The 22987-nt window shown below is 52.2% G+C and carries 22 protein-coding genes; 18 read left to right on the forward strand and 4 right to left on the reverse strand.

Annotated features, from left to right (window positions below; genetic code table 11):
* The 18 genes from AB7M22_RS07485 to AB7M22_RS07570 all read left to right on the forward strand — a co-directional run bounded on the left by AB7M22_RS07485 (position 1) and on the right by AB7M22_RS07570 (position 18776).
* Complete coding sequence (locus tag AB7M22_RS07485) at positions 1 to 1158, forward strand: acyltransferase family protein (protein ID WP_454185746.1); 1158 nt, start codon at positions 1 to 3, stop codon at positions 1156 to 1158.
* 17 nt (positions 1159 to 1175) lie between these two features.
* Entirely contained in the window at positions 1176 to 2426 is a 1251-nt protein-coding gene (locus AB7M22_RS07490) for an O-antigen ligase family protein (protein WP_454185747.1), read from the forward strand.
* The gene (locus AB7M22_RS07495; protein WP_454185748.1) at positions 2419 to 3477 is read left to right on the forward strand and encodes a glycoside hydrolase family 5 protein; all 1059 of its coding nucleotides are present in this window, start codon (positions 2419 to 2421) and stop codon (positions 3475 to 3477) included. Before AB7M22_RS07490 ends, AB7M22_RS07495 begins: the two co-directional genes overlap by 8 nt.
* A 20-nt stretch (positions 3478 to 3497) precedes the next feature.
* Positions 3498 to 4673 carry an oligosaccharide flippase family protein gene (locus AB7M22_RS07500; protein WP_454185749.1) on the forward strand — a complete coding sequence of 392 codons (1176 nt, stop codon included), beginning with the start codon at positions 3498 to 3500 and terminating at the stop codon, positions 4671 to 4673.
* Entirely contained in the window at positions 4670 to 5731 is a 1062-nt protein-coding gene (locus tag AB7M22_RS07505; protein WP_454185750.1) for a polysaccharide pyruvyl transferase family protein, read from the forward strand. Before AB7M22_RS07500 ends, AB7M22_RS07505 begins: the two co-directional genes overlap by 4 nt.
* Before the next feature lie 20 nt (positions 5732 to 5751).
* A complete protein-coding gene (locus AB7M22_RS07510; RefSeq protein WP_454185751.1) occupies positions 5752 to 6897 on the forward strand; it encodes a glycosyltransferase family 4 protein in 1146 nt (381 codons plus the stop codon).
* The gene (locus tag AB7M22_RS07515) at positions 6890 to 7996 is read left to right on the forward strand and encodes a DUF1972 domain-containing protein (RefSeq protein ID WP_454185752.1); all 1107 of its coding nucleotides are present in this window, start codon (positions 6890 to 6892) and stop codon (positions 7994 to 7996) included. Before AB7M22_RS07510 ends, AB7M22_RS07515 begins: the two co-directional genes overlap by 8 nt.
* A 53-nt stretch (positions 7997 to 8049) precedes the next feature.
* Entirely contained in the window at positions 8050 to 9453 is a 1404-nt protein-coding gene (locus AB7M22_RS07520) for a mannose-1-phosphate guanylyltransferase/mannose-6-phosphate isomerase (RefSeq protein ID WP_454185753.1), read from the forward strand.
* A 79-nt stretch (positions 9454 to 9532) separates the two neighbouring features.
* Positions 9533 to 10603: a dTDP-glucose 4,6-dehydratase gene (gene rfbB / locus AB7M22_RS07525; protein ID WP_454185754.1), complete on the forward strand. Its 1071-nt coding sequence runs from the start codon at positions 9533 to 9535 to the stop codon at positions 10601 to 10603.
* Between the two features lie 44 nt (positions 10604 to 10647).
* The gene (rfbA, locus tag AB7M22_RS07530; protein ID WP_454185755.1) at positions 10648 to 11526 is read left to right on the forward strand and encodes a glucose-1-phosphate thymidylyltransferase RfbA; all 879 of its coding nucleotides are present in this window, start codon (positions 10648 to 10650) and stop codon (positions 11524 to 11526) included.
* Complete coding sequence (rfbC, locus tag AB7M22_RS07535) at positions 11523 to 12062, forward strand: dTDP-4-dehydrorhamnose 3,5-epimerase (RefSeq protein ID WP_454185756.1); 540 nt, start codon at positions 11523 to 11525, stop codon at positions 12060 to 12062. The genes rfbA and rfbC overlap by 4 nt, the downstream gene beginning before the upstream one ends.
* 2 nt (positions 12063 to 12064) lie before the next feature.
* Positions 12065 to 12958, forward strand: a complete 894-nt coding sequence (gene rfbD, locus AB7M22_RS07540; RefSeq protein ID WP_454185757.1) for a dTDP-4-dehydrorhamnose reductase — start codon at positions 12065 to 12067, stop codon at positions 12956 to 12958.
* A 452-nt stretch (positions 12959 to 13410) separates the two neighbouring features.
* Positions 13411 to 13683 carry a hypothetical protein gene (locus tag AB7M22_RS07545; protein WP_454185758.1) on the forward strand — a complete coding sequence of 91 codons (273 nt, stop codon included), beginning with the start codon at positions 13411 to 13413 and terminating at the stop codon, positions 13681 to 13683.
* 87 nt (positions 13684 to 13770) lie between these two features.
* On the forward strand, positions 13771 to 14883 hold the full coding sequence (locus AB7M22_RS07550) for a polysaccharide biosynthesis/export family protein (RefSeq protein ID WP_454185759.1): 1113 nt from the start codon (positions 13771 to 13773) through the stop codon (positions 14881 to 14883).
* Positions 14884 to 14897: 14 nt separating this feature from the next.
* Positions 14898 to 15557, forward strand: coding sequence for a YjbF family lipoprotein (locus tag AB7M22_RS07555; protein WP_454185760.1), 660 nt, complete (start codon positions 14898 to 14900; stop codon positions 15555 to 15557).
* Positions 15554 to 16321, forward strand: a complete 768-nt coding sequence (locus AB7M22_RS07560) for a capsule biosynthesis GfcC family protein (protein WP_454185761.1) — start codon at positions 15554 to 15556, stop codon at positions 16319 to 16321. The genes AB7M22_RS07555 and AB7M22_RS07560 overlap by 4 nt, the downstream gene beginning before the upstream one ends.
* Before the next feature lie 8 nt (positions 16322 to 16329).
* Positions 16330 to 18420: a YjbH domain-containing protein gene (locus AB7M22_RS07565; RefSeq protein WP_454185762.1), complete on the forward strand. Its 2091-nt coding sequence runs from the start codon at positions 16330 to 16332 to the stop codon at positions 18418 to 18420.
* Positions 18417 to 18776, forward strand: a complete 360-nt coding sequence (locus AB7M22_RS07570) for a VanZ family protein (protein ID WP_008013095.1) — start codon at positions 18417 to 18419, stop codon at positions 18774 to 18776. Before AB7M22_RS07565 ends, AB7M22_RS07570 begins: the two co-directional genes overlap by 4 nt.
* 25 nt (positions 18777 to 18801) lie before the next feature.
* Here AB7M22_RS07570 and AB7M22_RS07575 read toward each other — a convergent pair whose 3' ends face one another.
* The 4 genes from AB7M22_RS07575 to AB7M22_RS07590 form a co-directional block, all read right to left on the reverse strand.
* A complete protein-coding gene (locus AB7M22_RS07575) occupies positions 18802 to 19695 on the reverse strand; it encodes a hypothetical protein (RefSeq protein WP_454185763.1) in 894 nt (297 codons plus the stop codon).
* Positions 19632 to 20252 carry a hypothetical protein gene (locus AB7M22_RS07580; protein WP_454185764.1) on the reverse strand — a complete coding sequence of 207 codons (621 nt, stop codon included), beginning with the start codon at positions 20250 to 20252 and terminating at the stop codon, positions 19632 to 19634. The genes AB7M22_RS07575 and AB7M22_RS07580 overlap by 64 nt, the downstream gene beginning before the upstream one ends.
* Positions 20253 to 20398: 146 nt before the next feature.
* On the reverse strand, positions 20399 to 21793 hold the full coding sequence (locus AB7M22_RS07585; RefSeq protein WP_454185765.1) for an undecaprenyl-phosphate glucose phosphotransferase: 1395 nt from the start codon (positions 21791 to 21793) through the stop codon (positions 20399 to 20401).
* A gap of 491 nt (positions 21794 to 22284) precedes the next feature.
* Positions 22285 to 22953, reverse strand: a complete 669-nt coding sequence (locus tag AB7M22_RS07590; protein ID WP_007900813.1) for a winged helix-turn-helix domain-containing protein — start codon at positions 22951 to 22953, stop codon at positions 22285 to 22287.
* Between the last annotated feature and the right edge of the window lie 34 nt (positions 22954 to 22987).

The raw sequence follows: 22987 nt of genomic DNA on the forward strand, positions 1-22987 counted from the left end.
ATGGCAAATAAACAGGAATTCTACGTAGAGCTGGAGTCTATTCGAGGGCTGATGGCGTGGTGGGTCGTTTTTGGTCACCTGTATTCCTGTTTCCGTCAGGCGATAGGCGACGTACCTCACATTATCAATGAGGTTTTATTGGCTACGGCTATTCCGGTGGACATTTTCATCTGCCTAAGCGGTTTTTTTATCGCCAAAGCCCTGAGCGGTAAAAACAGCGACTATAAGCCCTACATTATTCGCCGCGCTTTCAGAATCATTCCAATTTATCTGTTAGCCATGCTGCTGGCTGCTTTGCTGTTTAATGAAAGGATGAGTGTTCGCATGGATATGCCATGGAACACACCCGGGCAAATAGCAGCGGTCGAGGGATATTGGACGAGCATCACAGGCAATGTGACTGCTTACTTACTGCCTTGTTTAATGTTGCTTCAAGGGATGATCCCGGACCAGGTATTACCCCATGCAGGGGATGCCTTTTTAGCTCCTGCATGGAGCCTGACACTGGAATGGCAGTTTTATCTGATCGCCCCGTTTTTAGTCGGTGGCTTTTTGCTTAAGCGCGGGAAAGAACTGCTCGTTGCGTCAAGTTTGCTTGCGCTGCTGCTCCTGACGCACTCTGGCCTGACATTCTCTTACGGCAGTTTCATTCTCATAAAGTTACCTGTTTTTATCATAGGTATGCTAACCCACGATATGATTCGCCGTGATGAGGGGGAGCTGAAGAATGGCTTCTTGATCATTCTCATCGTCTTGGGGATAGGCCTAATTACCCGATCCTTCGCCAATTTTGCCTCAATCACTTTATGGTCTGTGTTGGTGATCGTGTTCAAACTGAACGGTCGATTCAGGCAGCCTTTGATAACCAGAATATTGGAACTGTCTAAAGCCCCACTCAGGAATAAGGTGCTCGTCAAACTGGGTGTGCTGTCGTACTCCACGTATCTGATCCATATCTTGATTATCGATGCCGTGCTAATCGTCGCGAGAACGTTCGGTTATCTGAGCAGTGACTTGGTTGCGCTCTTTATTGCGCTTTCAATAGTGCTTACTTACGCAATCTCATCGTTGGTTCACCGGTATGTCGAGATACCATTTATTGATATCGGTAAAAGAATAGCCACGACAGTCTATTCTCGAGAACTAAAATGCCAGTAAGGGTCCTTGTAAACTATATGCTTTTTCCGTTGCTCCTCGTGGCAACGGCCTTCAACCTGAGGTATCGATTGACGGGCGCTGAGATACACCTTGGGGGCGCGGAGCTCTCCATTGCACCCTACGATATTTTTCTCTTTTTGATACTGGTATCCATCATTTTTTTCAGTAAACAAATCAACCTGGAAAAGATCAAGATTGACCGGATCACTGCGATAGCAATATTTTTTGTCGTATTGTCTTCCGTGTCGATTATTAACTCGGAAGCAGTGAGCTTCACCGTATATGAGATTTTTCGACACTGGAAGATCATCGTGCTATTTCTTGTGGTGAGGTCGGTTTTTCAGGATGGCAAGTCCATGGAGAAGTTCACAAGGGTTGCCGCGTTATTGATACTCTTCGAAACATTGTATGCGGCGTATCAACTAGCAACCGGCGATGTCACGGAGGACGCTCAGCAAGTTAAAGAGCTTTTCGTAGAGAACGGAATCACCCGGGTCACGGGTACCTTGAGACATCCAGCCTTACTATCGTTGTTCACGGTGCTGCTATTGCCGTTCTGTGTCTATGGCGCGGTAAATGGAAAGGGCAGGCTGCTGTATATCGGTGCAATCGCGGCAGGTTTTGTCGTTATCTGTTTAACGTACTCAAGAACTCAAATTGTGTTGTATTTTTTTGTAGTGGGACTGTGCCTTTTCTACTTTAAACGTCCGAATGGTAGTTCGATTCTAAGAAACAAAAAAATTATCTACACCTCCGTAATATTTTCTTTAGTGATTATGGCAGGTGCTATTTATAATCTGGAAAATCTCTATGCGAGATTTTTTGATGCGCCTGAGTCAAGTACAACCTCAAGACTGATTTTGGCAAAAATTGCGCTCAATATGTTTGTAGAGCATCCACTCATCGGCGTAGGCTGGAATAATTTTGTGGATGTCATGGAGCAGTATGATGAGTTTGGTGCGTCTAAAAGCTTTAGATACCCGGCTCACAATATGTACTTGCTGGTCATGGCCGAGACGGGGTTGATAGGGATTGTCAGCTATTTAGCCCTCATATTTGGAATCTACAAGATTCATAAGAATACGATCAAGAGAGGCGGTGATGTTTCGGTTAACAATGCATCGGCCGCCGCGCTGGTCTCTATCATTGCGATACTAATAACCGGCATCCAGGGTTGGTCATTCCGAGCGGATAGCATACAGGCAATTATCTGGATAAATTTCGGAATCATCTGCGCCCTTAATGATAGAGCGAAACGACATGCTTAGAAGTGTTTTTTTGTGTGTCATGCTTTTGGCAGGTGCTTTTAATGCTCAGGCATTGACCCGAAGTGTTCACGATTACAAGGTGGACATGCCGTTGCGAGGGTTCAATATTGATTTGAATTTAAGTGAGCAGGACTTTAAGAATTTAGATGACCTAAATGTGAATGCGTTGCGTGTTGCGTTTGCGTCACATCCATTGTTTGATGAAGTAGGTGGGTTGGACAGTACGGCAGTCGCTGTGCTTGATCGTTATATTCGGTATGCAAAGAAGTACAATATCCTGCTTCTGATCGATGTTCATACCTTTCCCGGTAACGTCAAAAAATACTCGGGTTCGATGGGCGATGAGTATTGGCGTAACGCTGATCTGAGGCGAGCGCTGATAAAAAGCTATGCGCAATTGGCAGGGAAGTTTAAAGACGAAAGCATTGTCATCGGCTATGACATTGTGAACGAACCGGCGCAGGCTGAGCTCGCGCAATACCTTGATTTTTTAAAGCAGGTATCAGAAACGGTACTGGCGATCTCGCCAGGCAAGCTGGTGTTGATCCAGCCTCGCATCACTATTCAACCGAATGGAATTCCTAACGGGCAGCGATCCAATTGGAGTGAGATCACCCATCTGACTGATGACAAACAAGTAATAGGCAGCCTGCATTATTACGATCCTGGGGATTTTACTCATCAGGGCGTTCATGAGTTTCCTGTCAATCAGCGACTGCCATTTTTGCTGAGAAGTGAAAAGAGTTTGAGGTTGTATTTTAGAAAAACCCTGTCCCGGGTTTTAAATCACCCAGGGCCAGTGATAGTGGGTGAGTTCAGCGTGTCGAATTATAGTCCAGCGGATGACTCCGATCTGTACATGAATACGCTGTTGGATCTATTTGAGCGCAAGGGCTGGAGTTGGTTTTATCACTCTTATAAAGAGGCCGACATCTGGAATCCCGAGTTGTCATTGACAAAAAGAGGTTTGGCTCCTGATACCGCGTCTAAAAAATACTTGTTGTTGAAGGCGCATTTTAAATTGAACGATCGATTTCAGGCCGCTGACTGACCGCGAGCAGGACATTTTCCTTGAAAGCAATTCAACTGTTGATCTCATCGTTTGGTGCCGCGGGTGCGACTTTTTTACTTCAAGTCATACTCAGCAGAACCTTGGACGCCGCCAGCTTTGGCCTTATATCATTTTCCAATGCAATCACGATAACGCTAGGAGCGTTGGCGTTCAGTGGCATAAACAGTTTGTTGTTGAGGCGTGTCAGCCGGTCTCCGTCGGAATATACCGAATACATGCAAGTCGCTTATGTTTGCCTTTTGCTCAATACGCTGGGTGCCTATGTCGTCAGCGCAATGCTGTTGTATGGAGCAGGAATAGATCTTTTGGAGTCGGTCTTGCTGGCGACAGGCGTTGTCGCACTGTCTTCTCAGGCGATTGTAATCACTCAGGGTCAACTCAGGAGCAGTCCTCTACGAATTTCGTTTGGCCAAGTGGTAGTGCCGCTTTCAAGGATACTATGGGTTGCGGCAGTTTTCTATTTGATGGTCGCAAACTTTACGACCGCCGCAGTAGCCTTGGGTGCAGCTAATATTATTTGCCTGGTGCTGTGTGTTGCCTTAATAACACGGCATGGAAAGAAAGCAGGTTTAAAGATTCGAGATTTTTTGAAAGATTCCATCAAGTACTCGTTGAATGGCGCCTTGAACATAGCTCAGTTGCAAATTCCCATTTCCTTGTTAGGCGTTATCTATGGCTCTACCTATTCTGGCTATCTGGCGATTTGTAATACATTGCTCACGGCGCTGTATATAGCCCCTAATACCGTATTTAATACCTATTTGATAAAAAAATACCATGCGCTTTCAAGGGCGGAAAAATTTCTACCTGTAAAGCATTCGTTGTATTCATTTGCGGTGGGAGTTGTTTTTGCTGGAGGCTTGAGCTTCTACGCCAGAGAGCTTATTCATCTGCTTTTTGGCGATGAATATGATTACGCGGCACAGGTGTTGCAAGTAGCGGCTTTGTCTATTCCCTTCCGGTTTTTTGCAACACCTTTGGGTGCTGCGTTGTTGAGCGAGGAGTGGGTGAGTAAAAAAATACTGGTCGCCAGTATCGGGATGGCCTTGCAGGTCGGTTTATTTGTTTTGTTAATGCGGTTTGAAGCAAAAGGTATTGGTGCAAGCATTTTGGCTAGTGAGTTCTTCATAGCCGTTTCGTACTATATTCTTTATCGAAAGAGCGTGCGTGTATGAATGTTTCTATTATCGGGTATTACGGAGATAACTTCGGTGATCTTCTGATGCTGAAGTCGCTCTTGTCCTTGAAAAAGCCAGGCTTGGTATTCACCGTTTTGACTTACGGGGATGCTGGGTCACTCAGGAAACAAAGTTTCATTAGCGATAATGCCGTGGGTGTGGTGGAGCTTAATAAAGCTAATACCATGGCCGCTTATAAAAATGTAATGAGCAGTTCCGCAATCATTTGGGGGGGGGGGACTTGCTTCATGGATGAAGGAGGGACCGGTGGGATCAAGTACATGGCGCTGGGTCGTCTGTTCGGTTCGAGTGTTATCTATGCAGGCATTGGGATAGATAATCATAAAAAAATTAAAACTCGGCTTATTTTGTTTCTTGCAACCTTAATAGCTAAGGCACTTTATATTAGAGATGCGACCTCGCTGCAGGCGATAAAAAAAATAAATCCCTGGATGCGCTCCGGAAAAATAAAGCAGTCTGTGGACCTGGCATATGCGCTGGATACAGGCGGAATAAAAGGGGCCGATGACATGGATGGCGATGATTACATCATCGTATGTTTGCGTGATCTTGAGGGTTATGGCGAACAATCCAGTAGCGATATATACAGGCAGCTATTAGGTGTTTCGATCAAGGTGTGCAGGGCCTTGGGTGTTAATAAGATTGGCGTACTGAATGCGGATGCCGAGGTTGATGCCGGCGTATCGTTGTACGCAGAGCGCGAGTTGGAAGACTGCGGATTTTCAGTATTTAAAATACCAGGCAGTGATATTGACCGATCCATAGATTGTATAAAGAAAGCCAGACATGTGGTCAGTGCCCGACTGCACCCAGCAGTGGTCGCCTACTCAGTAGACACTCCGTTCTCTTTATATAACTATTCGGATAAGAATAAAAAGTTCACTGCTGAGACGCACACTGATGAATGTTTGATTCACAGAGGGGCGATAAACAGATTTGTGCCTCAATACAAGGTCTGGTCTGTTGGTGAAAAAAGCAGGCATAGAGAATTGGCGCAATCGACTGTTAACGAAATATATCAGTTGTTAAATTGAGCTGAATAAGGAATTTTTTCATGGGACACTTGAATTATTTCATCATTGAACCGGTAGGAGGGCACGGTGGGATGAATTATTACAACACCGGCCTCGGACAAGGATTGGTTCAAAATAATACCAGTGTGCATCTCTATACTTGCCCTGAATCGCAGGAGCAAAGCTCAAAAAATTTTACGATCAATAAGTTTTTCAAAGGGGTCTACGGTAAGTCTAATAAAATTGTCCGTCTTGCCAGATTCGTCGTGGCGCTGACAAGGTCCATTATTGATATAAAGAAAAAAGGCGGAAAAATTTGCCATTTGCATTTTTTTCAGTACTCATTGCTTGAGTTGATAACATGCAGTCTGTTGAAGTTTAGCGGGATAAAGATAGTCGCAACGGTTCATGATGTTGAATCATTTTCGGGGGCCTCTTTGACCAGAACTCATACCTCCATATTGCGAGCGCCGGAGGAGTTTATTGTTCATAACGAGTTTTCTCGGCAAGAGTTGCAGGCGGTAATTTCTGCACAAGGTATCGATAAAAAAATCGCGATCATTCCTCACGGCAATTACCTTCCCTTTGTGAAAAGGCGGGAAACTATTTTGTCTCGCCAACACCTGTCATTGCCAGTCGATAAAAAGCTCATACTTTTTTTTGGTCAGATAAAAAAGGTCAAGGGGCTGGATGTTCTTTTGAATGCGATGGAGATTGTATCGAAACTCGAGCCTGATGCCATGTTGTTGGTCGCAGGCAAGGTATGGAAGGACTCTTTTCAGCATTATGAAGAATTAATAAAATCAAAAAACATATCCAGTGTGGTCATTCCACACATTCGTTATATCAATGATGAGGACGTCGATTTTTATTATTCGTCTGCCGATATCGTTGTTCTGCCCTATAAAAAGATCTATCAAAGTGGCGTGCTGCTGATGGCGATGTCATATGGCTGTATTACGGTGTCTTCACGTCTGCCCGCCATGGTAGAGGTCGTGGACGAACGCAAAAACGGCTTTTTGTTTGAAACGGATAATCCACAGGATTTGGCCAGACAAATATTGGCGGCCCTGGGCTCAAATGTTGCAGAGAGTATTTCGCATAACGCTCGTGCTGCGATGATAGAAAAACATGATTGGAAGCGCGTAGCGCGTCTGCACATAAAGGTATTTGAAACTTATGAATAGGCACTTATTGATTCTAGGGATAAGAGGCATTCCGGCACAACATGGCGGCTTCGAGACATTTGCCGAAAAATTGGCGGTCTATCTGAAAGAGAAAGGCTGGAGAATTACCGTTTACTGCCAGGAAAGCGGCAGTGGCGCAATAACGGAAACCGATTGGCGGGGTATTCGTCGTGTTCACATACCGGTTTCCAGAGAGGGCGCACTGGGCACTGTTATTTTTGATTTCAAGGCTGTGCGCCATGCGCTACGTGAGAAGGGTTTGTTTTTAACGTTGGGGTACAACACCGCCATTTTTAATCTTCTGCAACGTGCGAAAGGCCAAACCAATATAATCAATATGGACGGCATCGAATGGCGTAGAGAAAAGTGGGGGCCGATTGCTAAGACTTGGTTTTGGATGAATGAGCGACTGGGTTGCTGGATAGGCAATCATTTGGTCGCCGACCACCCGAAGATAAAAGACCACCTGGCAACACGTGTCAGTGCCGATAAGATCACCATGATTCCCTACGGTGGTGATGAGGTGAAGTCGGCGTCAGTCGAGGTATTGGCCGGTTTTTCTCTAGAACCTAAAAATTTCTCTATTATTATTGCAAGGCCGGAACCAGAGAACTCTTTTTTTGAGATGGTCGACGCATTTAGTTCATCCGTCAGGAATCATAAACTTGTGGTGCTTGGGAACTTTACACCAAACACGAATGAATACCATAAGAAGGTGATGGACGCGGCAAGTGACGAGGTGATATTTCCAGGTGCCATCTACGATGCGAACGTCGTTCAGGCACTTAGATATTTCAGTTGTTTCTATCTCCATGGTCATCGTGTTGGCGGAACTAACCCATCGTTGGTCGAAGCGCTTGGCGCTGGCTGCGCAATTATTGCTCATGATAACCCCTTTAACCGTTGGGTCGTGGGTGAGGGCGCAGCTTATTTTTCGGACAAGCAATCTCTTTCGCGTCTACTGGATGAATTACTGGTGGATGAAGAAAGAATTGCGGATATGAAGGAAGTAGGTGCGGCGAGGTTTGTTGAGCGTTTCAAGTGGGAAAAAGTGTTGAGTGCGTATGAGCAGCTTTTCCTTGAATGGCGACCTTCATAAGTCATCCATCACTTCGATCTAAACCAGGTTTTTATTTTTTGATGAGGTGCTAAATGATTCCGGTTATTTTATCTGGAGGCTCTGGTTCGCGCCTATGGCCGCTTTCGCGGCAACTGAACCCCAAGCAGTTTCTGTCGTTGATAGATGCCAATCTCTCTTTGCTACAGGCCACCATTCAGAGACTTGAAGGGCTGGATATACAGTCTCCCAGGCTCATCTGCAATGAAGAACACCGGTTTCTGGCCGCGGAGCAGTTGCGAAAACTGGGCATGGAAAGTGCCAATATCCTGCTTGAACCCATAGGTCGCAACACCGCGCCTGCGGTCGCATTGGCGGCGCTGCAGGCGACTGCCGAAGGTCAGGATCCGATGTTGCTGATTTTGCCAGCGGATCATTCCATCAAAGATACCGACGCTTTTCAGGAGAGCATCAGAGTTGCTATTCCTCTCGCGATGGAAGGGAAGTTAGTCACCTTCGCTATAGCGCCCACCTATCCTGAAACAGGATATGGCTATATCGAGAAGGGCGATGATATCGGCGGTGGTTTTAGAGTGAACCGTTTCGTCGAGAAACCCGACCTGGCGACAGCTAAAGAATACTTACTTACGAACAATTTTTTCTGGAATAGCGGGATGTTTTTGTTCCGTGCGAGCCGGTATCTGGAGGAGTTGCAAAAATTTCGGCCAGACATTTTGTCAGTTTGCGTTGAAGCCTTGAGCAATGGCTCGCAGGATTTGAATTTTACTCGGGTTGACCGGACTTTATTTTCCGCATGCCCCGAGGACTCTATCGATTATGCGGTAATGGAAAGGACCACTGATGCGGTAATGGTCGCCATGAGTGCCGGCTGGAGTGACATAGGCTCTTGGTCTGCACTCGCCGATACATTTGCAAAAGATGCAGACGGTAATGTGCTCAAGGGTGATGTTCTCGCTGAAAACACCTTCAATACCTATGTTCATGCAAGCAGCCGTTTGATTGCGACGATAGGCGTCGAAGGGTTGGTTATCGTTGAAACCAACGACGCCATTCTGGTTGCCCGCAAGGATCAAGTGCAAGACGTCAAGAAAGTGGTGGAACGACTCAAGCAATCCGATCGCCATGAACACTCGAACCACAGAGAAGTTTATCGTCCGTGGGGCATGTATGACTCGATAGATAAAGGCGCTCGGTATCAAGTGAAGCGAATCACGGTGCAACCGGGAGCGAAGTTGTCCGTGCAGATGCATCACCACCGCGCCGAGCATTGGATCGTTGTTAGCGGTACGGCCAAAGTGACCAACGGTGAACAGACTTATTTGGTCTCCGAGAATCAGTCTACTTACATTCCTATCGGTCAAGTGCATGCACTTGAGAACCCGGGTGTCATCCCTCTGGAACTGATTGAGGTTCAGTCGGGCTCCTATTTGGGCGAGAACGACATCGTGCGGTTTGAAGATAAATACGGCAGGGCGTGAACCGCAGCATCCATAGGGTCAGCCAACAGCGGTGCGGGCACCGATTTAATCTTTTATCTTGCCGTCAGGATTTCCACTCATGTTTAAAAAAATCCTCGTTACCGGTGGGTCCGGTTTCATAGGATCAGCCGTGGTGCGCCATCTGATAAGTGAAACCACCTGTAGGGTCGCGAACGTTGACAAACTGACGTACGCGGGCAATTCCGATTCCCTGTCCAGCATTGCCGAGTCGCCGCGTTATCACTTCTTCAACGTTGATATCTGTGACGCTCAGGCGCTGGACCAAGTATTCAAGATGTTCCAACCGGATGCAGTCATGCACCTGGCTGCGGAGTCCCATGTCGATCGTTCCATCGACGGTCCCGCGGATTTTATCCAGACCAATATTGTCGGAACCTATACCTTGCTTGAGGCGACCCGGCGTTATTGGAACGGGCTGGCAGAAGAGGCCAAACAGGCTTTTCGCTTCCACCATATCTCTACGGACGAGGTGTATGGCGACCTGGAGGGCACCGATAGCCTGTTCAGCGAAACCACACCTTATGCGCCAAGCTCGCCTTATTCGGCGTCCAAGGCCAGTTCGGATCACTTGGTTCGAGCCTGGCAACGCACTTACGGTCTACCGGTGTTGGTGACCAATTGTTCGAATAATTACGGTCCTTATCACTTCCCCGAGAAGTTGATTCCCCATGTGATTCTGAATGCAATCCACGGGCGGCCTTTGCCGGTCTACGGCGACGGCTTACAGATTCGCGACTGGCTGTTTGTGGAAGATCATGCACGCGCCTTATGCGAGGTCGTGTGCCGGGGCAAGGTCGGCGAAACCTACAACATCGGCGGCCATAACGAGAAAACCAATCTTGAGGTCGTGGAAACCTTGTGTGATCTGCTCGAAGAGTTGGCGCCCAACAAGCCCGCGGGTGTTGATCGTTATCGCGAGTTGATTACCTTCGTCAAGGATCGGCCGGGGCATGATCTTCGTTACGCCATCGATGCGGGCAAGATCGAGCGCGAACTCGGTTGGCGACCGCAGGAAACCTTTGAGAGCGGTATACGCAAAACGGTTCGGTGGTATCTGGACCATCAAGAGTGGTGGCAACGAGTCCTTAACGGTGAGTACCGCCCGGAGCGTCTAGGCCATATCGGTTGAACCATTAAAACTCTGCCTCTATTAAACTTTGAAGGAATCCTCATATGAAAGGCATCATTCTGGCGGGAGGCTCCGGCACTCGCTTGCATCCCATTACTCGCGGTGTATCCAAACAACTGCTGCCGGTCTATGACAAGCCGATGATTTATTATCCGCTGTCGGTATTAATGCTGGCGGGCATTCGCGAGATATTGATTATTTCCACGCCGCAGGACTTGCCCAACTTCCAGAACCTGTTGGGGGATGGTTCTTCTTTCGGCATTGAACTCAGTTATGCCGAACAACCTTCTCCCGATGGTCTGGCCCAGGCCTTTCTGATCGGCGAGGATTTTATCGGCGACAGTAATGTGGCGCTGATTCTGGGCGATAACATCTTCTATGGTTATGGCTTCAGCGCCTTGTTGCGCGAAGCGTCACAACGACAAGCCGGTGCCACCGTCTTTGGTTATCGAGTCAGCGATCCAGAGCGTTTTGGCGTTGTCGAGTTCGACAGTAACGGCAAAGCGATCTCGATCGAAGAGAAGCCTAAACATCCGAAGTCCGACTATGCCGTCACCGGCTTGTATTTCTACGACAAAGACGTGGTGCGCATTGCGAAGCAAGTCAAACCTTCGATCCGCGGCGAGCTTGAAATCACTGACGTGAACAACGCTTATCTGGAGCGCGGTGACCTGCACGTCAGCGTGCTCGGGCGTGGTTTTGCCTGGCTGGACACCGGGACCCATGATTCATTGATGGAGGCCGGGCATTTCGTCCAGACCATCGAAGCGCGGCAGGGCCTGAAAGTGGCCTGTCTGGAAGAGGTGGCGTACCACCAGGGTTGGTTGTCGGCTGCGCAATTGGATAAACAAGCCACCGCGCTATACAAAACCGGTTACGGGCAATACCTGGCACGGGTGCTGACAACGGAGCCTGCGAAATGAATGTCATCAACACCCGGTTGCCTGGTGTACTGATCATCGAGCCTAAAATCTTCGGCGATGCCCGCGGGTTCTTTCTCGAGAGCTATCACCAGCAGCGTTATCGCGACGCCGGTATCGAATTGCCTTTCGTCCAGGACAATCACTCGCGCTCGCAGTATGGCGTGTTGCGTGGTTTGCACTTCCAGCGGACCCGGCCGCAGGGCAAGTTGGTGCGGGTCACCCAAGGTGCGGTATATGACGTGGTAGTGGACATCAATCCCCAATCCCCCACTTGTGGTGAACATGTGGGCGTCAAGTTGACCGCTGACAACCATCTTCAGCTATGGGTGCCGCCGGGTTACGCCCACGGTTTCTGTGTGCTCAGCGATACCGCCGATTTTCAATACAAATGCACCGATCTGTATTACCCCGAGGACGAGGGTGGTTTGCTCTGGAATGACCCGGAGTTGGACATTGCCTGGCCGTTGGAGTCGCCTCTACTCTCGGAAAAAGACTTGCGCAACCCGCGCTTGCGCGCGGTGTTGAATGGAGAATGACCATGCGAGTTCTAGTGATCGGGGCACAAGGGCAGGTCGGATATGAGTTGCTGCAGAGGGTTCCGCGCGGGTTTAACGTCATAGGCTACAACTCGAGGGAGCTGGATATCAGCGACCGGGCACAGGTCCAGGAAGTCTTGGCCCGGGTCAAGCCGCAGTTGTTGATCAACGCGGCAGCTTATACCGCAGTAGACAAGGCTGAAAGCGAAGTAGAGCGCGCTTATAAGGTAAATCGCGACGGTGTTACGCACCTGGCCCTGGCGGCCGAGGCGTTGGGGATTCCTCTGCTGCATATATCTACTGACTATGTGTTCAGTGGCGACAATGACAGCGCTTATAAAACCGATGATGCGACTGCACCTTCTGGTGTGTATGGGTTGAGCAAACTGGCTGGCGAGCAGCAACTGCAACAACATTGTTCGCGCCATGTGATTTTGCGAACGAGTTGGGTTTTTGGTGCCCATGGCAATAACTTCGTTAAAACCATGCTTCGCCTTGGACGTGATCGGGACGAACTGGCTGTGGTGGCGGATCAGCGCGGTTGTCCGACTTCCGCCAGCAGTATTGCCGATGCCCTGTGGACCCTCGCGGCGATTTTTCAGCGCGACGGCGTGCTCAAGTGGGGTCTGTACCATTACTGCGGCGCTCCAGCCAGCACTTGGCACGACTTCGCCGATGAGATTTTCAGCCGGGCACTGGCGTTGGGCTTGCTGGAAAAACGTCCACGCTTGAAGGCCATCACCACCGCTGAGTATCCAACTCCAGCCAAGCGCCCGGCCTCGTCAGTGCTGGATTGCCAAACCCTTGAGCAGGCTCACGGATTGGTGCCGCGAAGCTGGGCAGAGGAGTTGCAACGGGTGCTTAAACAACTGGATAAAATAGCCTCTGATGCCTGACTCCTCGCGGCCCCGATACTTATGCCGCTACTCTGTATTTATTTATTAGTGGTCTATACTTAATATTGAAATACTGTCTGCGGTCGTTTTGGCTGGAACTTCCAATCACAATAAAACCGCCAAGACTCCAAGGCTTGGAGAATCCTGACTAATAATAACAATAAGCCTGTTCGGCGAATGATTCACGCTCGAAATTCTGCGTTGAAAATGCCTTGTTATGCGGCGAAAGTCGTAAAAAACGTCTACAACCTCTCGTCCAGTGCAAATGCTTTGTCCAAGGTGTGGAGAAGGAGAGGTCTATGGCGTGCAACACCTATAAGTGACATGCTCCAAAGGAGGCAGTGCGCATGAATTGGCTGGTTCAATCGGTCAGTTTCATTCGTTCTGCTGTTCCATTCCTGGTCCCTTAGTATCAAATCTTGTAGAGAGTTGATGTCGAGAAGGAGTCTGATATGAAGAAACTACTTACGGCCGGCTTGCTGGCTGTCATGAGTACCGCGGCGTTGGCAGCGGATGAACCGGTGAGCGATACGGTGAGCACAAGCGAACCACTGTCGTTGAACACCCCGCTGGTCGGGGAGGTGACTGTCGCCGAAACCGTGGTGATCGGCGCGGCTATCGCTGGCGCTGCAGTGGCTGCTTCAAACTCTGGGGGTAGTTCCAATGGCGGTACCTCTGGAACGGGCGGCACCACCGGTACGGGTGGTACTACTGGTACCAACTAATACCCCGCGAAGTGTGTTGTACAAGATCACTCAGAACTTTCTGGGTGATCTTGTTTTAGACTTGCCCTCGACTAGCGTAGTGCCATTATGATCCGTAGGTTTTCTGTTGTTATGCTGGCAAGTATCAGCTTGTCCGGCTGTATGTTTTCGCCTGGTCAACACATGGACACCAGTCAAATGGTGAGTGACGGCTCTCCGGAGAGTAGCCGGGTGGAACTTATTCCCATCACTCCTAAATTGATTGCCATGGATGCCGCCACGCAAGTTCGCGAATCGGTCCCCTCGGCGTTGTTGTCCTATGTTCCGGGCGGTTATCGCGTGGGCGCCAATGACTTGTTGTTTATCACGGTCTGGGATCACCCGGAGTTGACGGCGCCTTCCGGGCCACAACAGCAAATCGATGCCAACGGTCGTCTGGTGCGCCCGGACGGCACGCTGTTTTATCCCTATATCGGTAATATTCCGGCCGCTGGTAAAACCATCGAAGAGTTGCGAGCCTTTATCGCCGAGCGTTTGTCGCAATTCGTCGAAAGCCCTCAGGTCGACGTCAGCGTATTGCGCTTCGCCAGCCAGACCGTGGTGATTTCCGGTGCGGTGATCAAAGCCGGCCAGCAGCCGATCACTACCACCCCGTTGAGTGTGGTGGAGGCCATTGGCGCGGCCGGTGTGGACCCGACGAATGCAGACCTGTCAGGCCTGACGCTGACCCGCGACGGGCGCGAGTACAGGCTGGACCTGGACACCCTCAATCGCCAGGACTCACAGCTGCAGGGTGTCTACCTCAAGGGCGGCGATCGGCTGTACTTGCCTTATAACGATCTCAAGCGGATCTATGTCATGGGTGAGGTCAATCAGCCCCGCGCTCTGAGCTTCAAGAGCAAATCGATCAACCTGACCGATGCCTTGGGCACTGTAGGCGGTTTGAACCAGACCACCTCAAATGGCAACGCGGTGTACGTCATTCGCGGCGCGGACCACCTGGAAACCGAACCGGCCAAGGTGTACCAGCTTGATGCCGAATCCCCTTCGGCGTTGGTGTTGGCCACCCGTTTCGACTTGCAGCCGCAAGACATCGTCTATGTCGGCCCAGCCGGCGTGACGCGCTGGAACCGTCTGATCAGCCAGCTTCTGCCTACCGCCACTGTCCTCGGGACCGGTGCCAGCTCCCTCAATGACCTCAGCGAAGCCAACAGCAGATAAGGCTCTATCCCTCCGTGAAAATTTTGCCTACCTGCGCCGGTCTGACGATGGCGCTCTTGCTGTGCGGGTGTAACCCGTTGATGAGGGCTTCCTGGGACACTCTCGAATCCTCGGTCGCAGGACCTGCCTCCATCAACTTGACCCGCGCGCAGGTCGACGCCGTGCCGTATCCGCAGATCCTGGTCACCACCACCTCCAGCGAGGGGGTGATGGCCTTGGCTCGCTGGCGGGGCGACCTGCAATTCTGGGTCGCTTCTGGCAAGCAAGTACTGATGATGCGCGACGGTCTGGTGGTACGCACCGTCGGGCTCGGCGTTTCACTGGATGGCACTCGCTTCAATGATGAGTCGCCGTTCAAGCGCGGCCTTCAGCATTTACCCAACGGCTATACCAGCACGCGCTGGATCGACATCTATGACGGCAACCGTATCGGTATCGCCGTCAACAGCCGTTTCAGCACCCATGACATCGAGACCATTCGCATTCTGGACAAGGATTACGCCTTGCTGCGCATCGACGAGCAGGTGGATGTACCCACCCTGAATTTCCGCGCCACCAACCGCTACTGGGTCGACCCCCAGGACGGTTTCATCCTGCGTAGCGAGCAGCACCTGACGCCGCAGCTGTTCCTGAAAATCGTGCAGGTACGCCCTGATCGGGGGGCTGCCCGGTGAAGTGTTCGAACCTTGTGTTGCTGGGCTTGTTCTTGATGGGGCCGGGCGTGAGCCAGGCAGCCGTGACAGTCAGCGGTGATGTGCGCAGCCCCGGTCCCATCGACGTCAAGCCCGGTGCACGTTTGCTGGACGTCATTGGAGGCGCTCAACCCAACGCCGAAAGTTACTGGCTGGGTGCAGCGTGGCTGCACCGCTCATTGGAGGATAAGCAAGCGCGTTTGAAGGCAGGCGTCCTGTTCGATCTGAAACTGCTGCAACGGGGTGCCTTGCTGGATGGCAAGGGCACGCGAGCAGATTTGAGTGCGCGCCTGTATGAACAGATCGAGCGACTGCCGGTCACTGGGCGCCAGGTTGCAGTGCTCGACCCGATCGCCGTGGAAGTGGGCTTCGCCCGCAACGCATTGCTGGATGATGGTGACCGTCTTGTTTATCCCGCGCGGCCGTCCACCGTGGAAGTCCTCGGGGCAGTCGCGCAGCCCTGTCATGTGCCTTACCGCGCCCTGCAGGAAGTTCGTGCCTACGCGCGAGACTGCGCCATCCTCGACGACGCCGAGCGCGATTATTTGTGGCTGATCCAGCCCGACGGCCAGGTCAGGCGCGTAGGTGTGGCGGCATGGAATCGTGAGGATGGCATCGTGGCTGCTCCTGGCAGCAGGATCCTGGTGCCGATCAGGAACGACGACCTCGAGACGCCGACCCCAGAGCTCAATCAACAACTGGCCGAGTTTCTCGCCACTCAACCCTTGGCTGAGGTGGCCCCTTGAAGTGCCCGTTGACGTTACGTTTTGCTGCTGTATTGATCCTGCCCTGCGGAATGGTTCACGGTGAACCGCGTTATACCCAAAGTGATTTTGGTGGCGTCGGTCTGTTACAGACCCCCACCGCGCGCATGGCCCCCGCGGGGGAGTTGAGCGCCACGGCCAGTCGTACCGATCCTTACACCCGCTATGGTTTTTCCCTGCAGCCGCTCGATTGGCTAGAAGGCTCGTTTCGTTACACCGCGATCACCAACCGCAAGTACGGCACCGAAGAGTTGAGCGGCGATCAGAGCTTCAAAGACAAAGCCATCGATATCAAGGCGCGGCTTTGGGAAGAAAGTCACTGGGCACCGCAGGTCGCCGTCGGTGCACGGGACATCGGCGGTACCGGACTGTTTTCCAGCGAGTATTTCGTCGCCAACAAACGCTATGGCGACCTGGATTTCAGTCTCGGTATTGCTTGGGGGTATCTGGGTAATCGAGGAGACTTCAGTAACCCGCTCGCGGTCTTCGGCAGCGAGTTCAACGACCGGCCAGAGAGCACGGCGGCTATCGCCAGGGCAGGGGACGTGAACACCAACGCGTATTTCAGAGGCCATCCTTCATTGTTTGGCGGGGTTGCCTACCAAACGCCGTGGGCACCGCTGAGCCTGAAGATCGAGTACGAAGGCAACGATTACAAAAATGAGCCACTGGACAACTCGATCAAGCAAGACCTGCCGATCAACATCGGCGTGGTCTACAAGCTCGCGGACAGTGTCGATTTGAGTGCTGGCTGGGAGCGTGGCAATACGGCGATGTTCGGCATCACCCTGCACACCAACTTTATCAGCCGCAAGGCACCGGCCAAGACGTACGACCCTCCCGCCGAGCCGTTGCCGGTGCAGGAGCCGTCGACCCCGGCCGACCAGGTCAACTGGGCCGATGTCTCTGATCGGCTACAGCAAAATGCCGGCTACAAGGTGAAACGCATCGCCCAGCGCGGTTCGGAGCTGATGGTGTATGGCGAGCAGTCTCGCTATTTTTATTCGGCCAAGTCCGTCGGGCGAGCCAGTCGCATTCTCGATAACAGCGTCAATCAGGACATCGACTGGTTCACTCTGGTGAACCAGCGCTATGACATGTCCATCGAGGAAACCAGCGTACCGCGCGAAACGTTCCGCGCGGTCGTGAACAATGACCAGCCGCTTAAGGATCTGCACCGTACGACCGAGGTTAATCCAGCGACTGCGCACCGCGAAACCACGCTTTATACCCAGGCGCTGGAACCGTTCAGTTACGGCCTCGGCCTGGGCTACAAACAGAACATCGGCGGCCCCGACGGACTGATCTATCAGTTCACCGCCGATGCCGACGCGGAGTACCGTTTCACCCGCAATACCTGGTGGAGCGGCTTGCTCAGTGCCAACCTGCTGAACAACTACGACAAGTTCACCTACGACGCGCCGAGCGGGTTGCCGCGAGTGCGCACTGATCTGCGCCAATACATGACCACCTCCGATGTGATGATGCCGACGTTCCAGTTCAACCATGCGGTGCAGCTGGATCGGGATTGGTACGGCATGGCCTACGGCGGCTATCTGGAATCCATGTTCGCCGGCGTCGGCAGTGAAGTGTTGTATCGACCCACGGGGAAACGCTGGTCGGTGGGCGCAGACCTGAACTTCGTGCGTCAGCGGGACTATGATCAGGGTTTCGGCCTGCGTGACTACAAGACCGTGACGGGCCATGTCACCAGCTATACTGAACTGCCCAATGACATGCTTGCAGCGGTCAGTGTCGGGCGTTATCTGGCGCGGGACTGGGGCACCACCGTCGACTTGTCGCGGGAGTTCAAGAACGGCGTGAAGTTTGGCGCCTGGGTCACTCTGACCAGCGCGTCGAAGGAGGAGTATGGCGAGGGCAGCTTCGACAAAGGGATCTATATTTCCATCCCGTTCGACGAGTTGATGAGCACCTCCACCATGCGCCGGGCCAATATCGTCTGGGCGCCACTGACCCGCGATGGTGGTGCACGCCTGAGCCGCGCCTACTCGCTGCAGACCATGACCGACGGGCGTAACAGCGACCTGTTCTACAACAACTTCGAGAAAATTACCGAATGATCACGTGGTTCAAAGGCCTGGTCGAGTTGCCATTCTGGCTCCGGGGCCTGGTCTTTGCCACGGTGACCGTGATTCTGCTGTTCGCCGGATTGCGCCCCCAACCGATCCCGGAGCTGTTCGCCGAAGAGGACAAGCTCCATCACTGGATCGGCTTTCTGGTATTTGCGTGCAGCTGCCGCCTGGCCTTTCCCAATGTGAAATTCCGCTGGATAGCCTTGGGGTGTTTGCTCACCGGCGTGCTCATCGAAGCCGCGCAAGGTTTGATGCCGCTGCGTACGGCGTCGCCCTACGACATGCTGGCAAATACTATCGGCGTGTTGATGGGCCTGCTGGTTGCGAGGTACTGGTTGCGCTAGACGTCAGCGGACCGGATCTGCTACGTCACACCAGCCCGATGCATTGCCAGGCCGCGGCGCCGGGGGCGTCTGTTCGAATGAAGGTAATGCTGCTACCAGGAGCCAATATTTTATAAGGCCCCTGACTCCCGAGTGCGAGGTTGCCTCCCGTGGCGAATCTTACCGGGTTGGAACTGACCAGCAGGGTCAAGGTTTCGCCGGGCATGTGGTAGCCGTTGATCGTTTCTATCGTCAGCCCCGGGCCAAACTCGACGTTGACCAAGGCATGAGCTTTGACCTCAAGCCGGCGTCCGGCATTGAACGAAACAGTGGAATGAACACCACGAGTCTCGACGCCGTCCTTGGAGGGGGAGTCGAGCTGTACACCGGCATGGTCGCTACCGACTACCAGGTTTGACATTCTCCCCGCGACGATGGGGGAGCGAATCGATGCCCTGCAGTTCTTGCCGCAATCCAGGCCAGTGACGACATTGGCGAAGCGTGGCGCGATCAACTCCAGCCCGGCGGATGAGTTTTTTTGCACGATCGCGGTTTTAACCGTTTCAAACCAGGGGGCCATCATCACGATGTTTTCGCAACGGTCGATTTCGATGCCGATGTCTGCGCGCTGAAAACTGGGGTTGGTGAAAGTGATGTTGTTGGGCCTGATGTCGTAGGATGGATCGAACCTGCCGATAAAAGAGCCCGTGCCCACAGGTCCCAGGCCATACACGCCATCGAATCGGCACTCGTCAAATTCGATATGTTCGCACTGCCCCAGCAACACTAGGCTGCGTGCCGTGGCCACAGGTCGTTCAACGAGCACATGAGCGACATGGCCGAACTGCACGGGAGCCTGATAATCCTTATAGCCCCCTACCAGCCGCAAGCCGTCGCCGGCAAACCCTTTGATGAACAGGCGACGCAGCTCGAATCCCACAAGCCGCCGTCACGGCCCGACACCACTCCCTCCAGGCAGATGCCGTCCTGCAACGGGTTTTGCAGATGGTCACCGGCCAGCGTAAACCCCTCCAGCAAAACCCCCCTGATTTTGCCCGCGGGCATGCGGATGAGTTTTCGTTCGCTGGAGGGCAAGGCTCTGATAACTGTGCCGCTCCAGTTCTTGGTATCCATGCGACCGGCGATATGCCCCTTGCCGATGGCGCGAGTACCGTCGACCAGGTCGATGTATTGGGCATTGAGCACCCCGTCCGGTAGCTCGATTTCATACCCCGAGGCAAAAGCTCGATTGATCGCGGTTGTGTGGTCGAGCAGCGCGGCTCCCGAGGTCACATCGTCTCGCTGAGCTTGGCTCATGAAGTCGAGCAGGCTGTGACGTTCCTTGAGTTTGTCGCCGACAGTGCGCAATTCGGTGCCCGTTCCTGATTGCAGAAACCCCACCATGTTCGGATCCACATCCGGATCGGCGGCATTGGCCAGGCCGGCAGCCCCGCAGGCAGTGGCGGCGAGTAGCTGACGTCGGGTAATCGGGCGCATGGTTCAACCTGGAAAAAATGAGATGGGATGAAATGAGTCGGTGGGGGCGGGGTGTTCCGGGCAGTCAGAGGCCTGACTGCCCGGCTGCAGCCCTGTTTGCAATGAGCTGAAGAATAGACAGGTTATGAGCGCGAATATCTCAGCAGTTAATAGATGTCCTTGGAAAAGAGCGTGAAGGGGGTCTTGATCAGGATCTTGATGTCGAGCCACAACGACCAATTGTTGATGTAGTTGAGGTCGATCTCCACGCGCTTTTGCATCTTGTCGAGGGTCTCGGTTTCGCCGCGGCAGCCGCTGATCTGGGCCAGCCCGGTGATGCCCGGTTTGATTCGATGGCGGGCCATGTAAGCCTGAATCTTTCCGGTGTAGTAATCGTTATGGGCGATCGCATGGGGCCGCGGTCCGACCAGCGCCATATGACCTTGCAGCACGTTGAAGAACTGCGGCAGTTCATCGATGGAGGTGCGTCGTATGAAACGGCCGACCGAAGTAATGCGCGGGTCTTCACGACCGGCCTGGCGGACCTGATGATCGTCGTGCAGGCGCATGGAGCGGAACTTCCAGACCTTGATGATCTTGCCGTTCCAGCCATGGCGCTCTTGTTTGAAGATAATCGGACCCGGGGAGGAGATCTTCACCGCGACAGCGATTATCAGAAGTAGCGGACTGAAGCCGATCAGCGCCAGGGCGGCGAGGCTGCGGTCGAGCAGGGTCTTGCTCAGCGCCGCTGTCGGGTAACTGGTCAGCGGGCTTTCATTGAGGTGGATGGCGGGCAGGCCATCCAGTTCGCTGACGGAATGATTGAGCAAGGTCATGCTGCCCAGGTCGGGAACCCAGACCACATCGACATTGGAGTCGAGAAGGTCGATGTACAGCGCTTCGACCTGTTTGGCTTCGCTCAAGGGCAGTGCGATGTACAACCGCCGGACATCGTGCACCCGGATCAGCTCGCGCAGTTCCTGCAACTGACCCACGATTCTGTGGGCATTGACGTTGGTAGACAGTTCGTTGGGTTTTGAGCTGATCAGGCCGACCAGCGGTGGAAACTCGGTTTTGGCCAGTTTGTCCGCCAGATTCACCGCCAGTTGGTCGGTGCCGATAATCAGGGTGTTGTTTTGGCTGTGCAATTGCCGATGGTAGTACCTGGAAAAGCTGTGCAAAGGCAGGTACAGCAAGGCCTGTACGCAATAACCGGCCACAGCCCATACCAGGATGATCTCCCGGGAGAACAATTCGCTGGTTTTGCTGATAAAACCGATGCTAGTCAGTCCGGTCAGCGTCAGCAGCCACCCCAGTAGCAGTCGACCCAGGCCACTGAGGTAGCCATGCTGTTTGTGATAAACCAGCAGCAGGGAGTAGGAGGGGACCGAACCCAGGAGAGTCAGCACCGCTAACACACGATAATGGGCCTCTATTTCTCCTGTCTGATAGAGCGCCAGAGCAAATAACAGCGCGTTGACCGAAGTGATGGCAATTATCCATTGCCCCCAGAAAGTCAGTCCTTTGGATATGCTGTTTCGATTAATACGATTATGTACCATCGCGGTGTCCCTCGGGCCTGCGCCACGTTGTGTATCAGTCGACGGTTAATAAATGGCAGCCACGCACAAAGGCTGAGCGAACGCGGTTCAGTCAGAAGTTATTTTTATTATTAGAAGGGAATAACGCGGGCTTATGGCTGGCCATCCTGGCGTTGTTTTAAAGTCAGCTGATACGGTTGTCTCAGTGTCAGGTTTTTATACTAGTACCTAAATCTTCGTGTGTGTCTGACGAATTATAACGGCCACTCTTTCAGAGGCCTTGTTATAAAAGGTCGTGCTCTTTTGTTAGGAGGATATCGCTCAATCGTCTATATAATTGCAGCATTCGATAAACGTTTGTCGGGTAGGCGAGGGGTGAAGCGGAGCGAGCGCCATAGAAGAGTTTATGGCGATAGTCGAGATAGGCAGTGCAAGGAGGCAGGTGATGGGTGTGGGTATATCAAGTGGGGCGGAGAATCGCGTTTATTGTTATTGTTTTTGCGATTTCTCGCTCAGTAAGCGACTCTTATCCTTTGTGCAAGGCAGTAACCCCGGTTTCTAACCGAGCGGACCAGCCGTTCTCCATTGGCTGCCGTCTTGAACTTTTTCTGCAGTCGGCTCAGGCACATTTCAAGGCCGCTATATTGTTCCGGGTCTTTATCAATGCGTAGAATAAGATCGTTTTTGCTGAGTACCCGCCGATCGCTGAGGACCAGTTGTGTGAGCATTAACGATTCGGTACCGGTCAATGGGATAGTGATATCTTCTTTGACCAATGTTCGATCGTCAGCATTGAACCACCAGATATCAGGGTTGCCCTGAGACTCTTTAACCCGACTGACTGCCGAGATGAACTCTTCGTCAGCCACTGGTTTCTTGAGAAAGCCATCAACACCGAAGTGCGAAAAGTGATGGAGTTCCGAAGGTTCAGAGTTAGGTGTTATGAGGATGATTTCCGCATCTTTTTGATTTTTACGGATGAAACTGACATCGCTCAGCGATATGTCCGCCTGGTCGAGCAGGATGTGCGTGAATCGACTCTTTCGGATGCGTTCGCTACTGAGTTTACCTGACTCGATTTCAAAAGATAAATACAGGCGTTGTGCGAGAAGCGACTCTATCGCTTGTCGTGCCAGTTGGTCTCGGGTGAAAATCAGAAAGCTGTTATTCGGCGTATTCACAATAAGGTTCCTTCCTAGTCTGGTGAAATTTTCA

The organism is Pseudomonas sp. ADAK2 TE3594 (assembly GCF_053628675.1).

Excerpts from the sequence above, each read along its gene's own strand:
- rfbC (WP_454185756.1), top strand. The coding sequence starts at position 11,523 with ATGAATGTCATCAACACCCGGTTGCCTGGTGTACTGATCATCGAGCCT.
- AB7M22_RS07545 (WP_454185758.1), top strand. The coding sequence starts at position 13,411 with ATGAAGAAACTACTTACGGCCGGCTTGCTGGCTGTCATGAGTACCGCG.
- AB7M22_RS07510 (WP_454185751.1), top strand. The coding sequence starts at position 5,752 with ATGGGACACTTGAATTATTTCATCATTGAACCGGTAGGAGGGCACGGT.
- AB7M22_RS07485 (WP_454185746.1), top strand. The coding sequence starts at position 1 with ATGGCAAATAAACAGGAATTCTACGTAGAGCTGGAGTCTATTCGAGGG.
- AB7M22_RS07570 (WP_008013095.1), top strand. The coding sequence starts at position 18,417 with ATGATCACGTGGTTCAAAGGCCTGGTCGAGTTGCCATTCTGGCTCCGG.
- AB7M22_RS07495 (WP_454185748.1), top strand. The coding sequence starts at position 2,419 with ATGCTTAGAAGTGTTTTTTTGTGTGTCATGCTTTTGGCAGGTGCTTTT.
- AB7M22_RS07585 (WP_454185765.1), bottom strand. The coding sequence starts at position 21,793 with ATGGTACATAATCGTATTAATCGAAACAGCATATCCAAAGGACTGACT.
- rfbA (WP_454185755.1), top strand. The coding sequence starts at position 10,648 with ATGAAAGGCATCATTCTGGCGGGAGGCTCCGGCACTCGCTTGCATCCC.
- rfbB (WP_454185754.1), top strand. The coding sequence starts at position 9,533 with ATGTTTAAAAAAATCCTCGTTACCGGTGGGTCCGGTTTCATAGGATCA.
- AB7M22_RS07515 (WP_454185752.1), top strand. The coding sequence starts at position 6,890 with ATGAATAGGCACTTATTGATTCTAGGGATAAGAGGCATTCCGGCACAA.
- AB7M22_RS07550 (WP_454185759.1), top strand. The coding sequence starts at position 13,771 with ATGATCCGTAGGTTTTCTGTTGTTATGCTGGCAAGTATCAGCTTGTCC.
- AB7M22_RS07505 (WP_454185750.1), top strand. The coding sequence starts at position 4,670 with ATGAATGTTTCTATTATCGGGTATTACGGAGATAACTTCGGTGATCTT.
- AB7M22_RS07580 (WP_454185764.1), bottom strand. The coding sequence starts at position 20,252 with ATGCGCCCGATTACCCGACGTCAGCTACTCGCCGCCACTGCCTGCGGG.
- rfbD (WP_454185757.1), top strand. The coding sequence starts at position 12,065 with ATGCGAGTTCTAGTGATCGGGGCACAAGGGCAGGTCGGATATGAGTTG.
- AB7M22_RS07490 (WP_454185747.1), top strand. The coding sequence starts at position 1,176 with ATGCTTTTTCCGTTGCTCCTCGTGGCAACGGCCTTCAACCTGAGGTAT.
- AB7M22_RS07520 (WP_454185753.1), top strand. The coding sequence starts at position 8,050 with ATGATTCCGGTTATTTTATCTGGAGGCTCTGGTTCGCGCCTATGGCCG.